Annotated in this window: 2 protein-coding genes and 2 pseudogenes; 1 reads left to right on the plus strand and 3 read right to left on the minus strand. The window is 72.2% G+C overall.

Features of this window, described 5'->3' with window-relative positions:
* Positions 1–296: pseudogene (locus ACYVE9_RS19500) on the minus strand (GNAT family N-acetyltransferase); the annotation flags it as partial.
* 124 nt (positions 297–420) lie between these two features.
* Positions 421–1,599, minus strand: a complete 1,179-nt coding sequence (gene nadA / locus ACYVE9_RS19505; protein WP_461029173.1) for a quinolinate synthase NadA — start codon at positions 1,597–1,599, stop codon at positions 421–423.
* 272 nt (positions 1,600–1,871) lie between these two features.
* On the opposite strand from nadA, the gene ACYVE9_RS19510 reads away from it, so the two are divergent.
* Positions 1,872–2,228, plus strand: coding sequence for a HesB/IscA family protein (locus ACYVE9_RS19510; RefSeq protein WP_461029174.1), 357 nt, complete (start codon positions 1,872–1,874; stop codon positions 2,226–2,228).
* 153 nt (positions 2,229–2,381) lie between these two features.
* Here the strand turns inward: ACYVE9_RS19510 and ACYVE9_RS19515 are convergent.
* A pseudogene (locus ACYVE9_RS19515) lies at positions 2,382–3,475 on the minus strand (hypothetical protein); the annotation flags it as partial.

Consider the following 3,475-nt stretch of genomic DNA (forward strand, 5'->3'; position numbering starts at 1 on the left):
GCCACCACCAGCAGCGAGAGCCCCCAGGTGCCCTCCCGCCGGACGGACAGCGCCGCACCGATCTGCCGGCCGCTGACGGCGTCCTCGGCGAGCCAGCAGCCGCCCGGGTCGGTGCGGGCCAGTGCCCGGTTGATCCGCTGGTACCGGGCGACGCGTTCGGGCGGCCACTCGGGTAGCGGCCGTTCTTCCGCCGGGTGCGGGCCCTCCTGCGACTCCTCGGGGGCGAAGGCGGCGACGGCCACCGTCCGCACCGCCTCGGCGTCCTCGGCACTGTCCCGGACCGGTCGAAGGATCATGCGGCCATCCTCGTCGACCACCGCGAGCCCCGGCCAGGGGCCCGCCGGTTTCCGGCGCGGACGGGGCGTCGGGGTCCCGGAACCGGCCGGTGGCCGGGTCGATGACGGTCCGGGACACCGACGGTCAGGGGAGGGCGAGCATGCGCTCCAGGGCGAGCTTGGCGAACTTCTCCGTCTCCGGGTCGACCTCGATGCGGTTCACCACGGTGCCCTTGACGAGCGACTCCAGGGCCCACACCAGGTGCGGCAGGTCGATGCGGTTCATCGTGGAGCAGAAGCAGACCGTCCGGTCGAGGAAGACGATCTCCTTGCCCTGCGAGGCGTAACGGTTCGCCAGTCGCTGTACCAGGTTGAGTTCGGTGCCGATGGCCCACTTGGAGCCGGCCGGTGCGGCGTCGAGCGTCCTGATGATGTACTCCGTCGAACCGACCAGGTCGGCGGCGGCCACCACCTCGTGCTTGCACTCCGGGTGCACCAGCACGTTGACGCCGGGTATGCGCTCCCGGACCTCGTTGACGGAGTCCACCGAGAAGCGGCCGTGCACCGAGCAGTGACCGCGCCAGAGGATCATCTTGGCGTTCCTGAGCTGCTCGGTGGTGAGCCCGCCGTTCGGCTTGTGCGGGTTGTAGACGACGCAGTCGTCCAGCGACATGCCCAGGTCGCGCACCGCGGTGTTGCGGCCGAGGTGCTGGTCGGGGAGGAACAGCACCTTCTCGCCGTTCTCGAACGCCCAGTCCAGCGCCCGTTTGGCGTTGCTGGAGGTGCAGATGGTGCCGCCGTGGCGCCCGGTGAACGACTTGATGTCAGCTGAGGAGTTCATGTACGCCACCGGCACGGTGACGTCCGCCAGTCCCGCCTCGGCCAGCACGTCCCAGCACTCGGCGACCTGCTCGGCACTGGCCATGTCGGCCATCGAGCAGCCGGCGGCCAGGTCGGGCAGCACGACCTGCTGGCGCCCGGAGGTGAGGATGTCGGCGGACTCGGCCATGAAGTGCACGCCGCAGAAGACGATGTACTCCGCCTCCGGGCGGGCCGCGGCGTCCCTGGCCAGCTTGAACGAGTCGCCGGTGACGTCGGCGAACTCGATGACCTCGTCACGCTGGTAGTGGTGGCCCAGCACGAAGACCCGCTCGCCGAGCTGGGCCTTCGCGGCGCGGGCGCGCTCCACCAGGTCCGGGTCGGAGGGGGCCGGCAGGTCGCCGGGGCACTCCACTCCGCGCTCGCTCTTCGGGTCCGCTCCGCGGCCGAGCAGCAGCAGGGCGAGCGGGGTCGGCTGGACGTCCAGGGGCTGGGCGGTGTTCACGGCACGCACCCTTTCTGATTGCTCGGCTCAACGCTTCTCGTCGATTTGACGTTATCTATCATAACCGCTTCGCGTCAGCTTGACGATGCCGCTCGCCCCGATGTGACGCACCGCGCCCGGCCGGCCCCACCGCGAGCGGGCGGGCAGTGACCCACGGGGTCGCGGTGTGCGAGCATGAGAGGGAAAGAGAACGTGCCCGGCTCGGAATGAATCCGGGAGGCCGCCTGTTCCACAGGTGGCAGAGCAGTCCGTACAACCCGGGAGAGAAGCAGATGTCCGTATCGGACGAGACCGCCACCACGACTGACGGCATCATCCTTTCTGACGCCGCCGCGACCAAGGTCAGGACCCTGCTCGAGCAGGAGGGCCGCGACGACCTCGCGCTGCGCGTGGCTGTCCAGCCGGGCGGCTGCTCCGGCCTGCGCTACCAGCTCTTCTTCGACGAGCGCGCGCTCGACGGCGACGTGGTCAAGGACTTCGACGGCGTCAAGGTCGTCACGGACCGGATGAGCGCCCCGTACCTGGGCGGCGCCTCCATCGACTTCGTCGACACCATCGAGAAGCAGGGCTTCACCATCGACAACCCGAACGCCTCCGGCTCCTGCGCCTGCGGAGACTCGTTCAGCTGAGTCCGGCGCCCCCAGGGGCGGCAGACCCGCGAAAGGCGGCGGTCCCCCCCCGGGGGGCCGCCGCCTTCCGTCGTGCGCACGTGCGAGCCGGGCCGACGCGGCCGTGTGAGGCGGGGTGGATCGCAGCCCGGGCCGCGCCGCGTCGCACGCGGCCTACCTCTCGGGCAGTTCCCGGCCGTCGGAGTCGACGACCGTGCGGTCGCCCACCGGCTTCTCCAGCGACACCTCCACCGCCGTCTCCCTGGCGATCTGGATGCACACCTGTCCCGGCTTCTGCCGGCCGACCGTGACGGTGACCCGTACGGTGTCCGTCGACTCCTCGGCGTGTGCCGTGTACGAGCTGCACACGTCGCCCCAGAAGTGCAGTGTCAACGTCCGGTCCGCCGCCTCGTACGCCTCGATCCGCTGTCCGGGGGCGGGGAGTTCACCGGGCAGGTCGCTGGGGGGAGCCGGCGGTGCGACCGGGGTGTCACCGCCGTTCGGTGACTCCCCGCCGTTCGACGGGCGCGGCTCGGCCGGGCCCGTGGACGGGTCCGAACCGGACGGCGGCGCCAGGAACCGCGGCTCCACCGCCGGATGCGTCACGGTGCGACCGGCGGGTTCGCCGCCCAGCGCGAAGCGCCAGGACGGCACCAGGACCTGGTCGCCGCCCTCGGCGTGCACGGCCAGCACGAACTCCTCGCCGGTCACCGGGATGCGCTGTCCGCCGTCCGCGGGTTCGCACGGGGCCCGCACACACTGGATGTCCGTGCGCGCGTCGCGACCACGGCCGTTCAGCGCGGCCAGGGTGCGCTCGGCGTCCAGCACCGGGTAGCCGGCGCCCTCCTTCACCGGAGCCAGCAGCCCCTGGGCGCGGACCACCTTCCCGCCGGAACCGACGGTCACCTGCGTCTCGCGGCCCTCCGTCGGCAGCCCGTCGACCACGGGTGCGGCCTCCACCGTGCGCAGGGCGCCGGAGGTCGTGGACGCGTCGACCTCCGCGTCGTCCAGTTCCAGCGCCTTCAGCACCGGCTTCGCCGCCCGCTCGGCCTCCCGTTCGGAGACGGTGGGCTCGGAGCTCGGGATGCCCGGATCGACGGGCGAGGCGTCCGAGGACGGCTGCTCCGACGACGGCCCGGACCCGTTCTCGGAGGAGACCGAGGTGTCGGGGCCGCCGCCCGGCACCAGCGCGGGGCAACGCGGCGGCTTCTCGGGGCCCGTGGTCGCGGCGGGCGGGGTGCAGTCGTGGCCGGCGGGCGCCTGGTAGC

The sequence above is a fragment of the Streptomyces sparsus genome, from assembly GCF_054776295.1.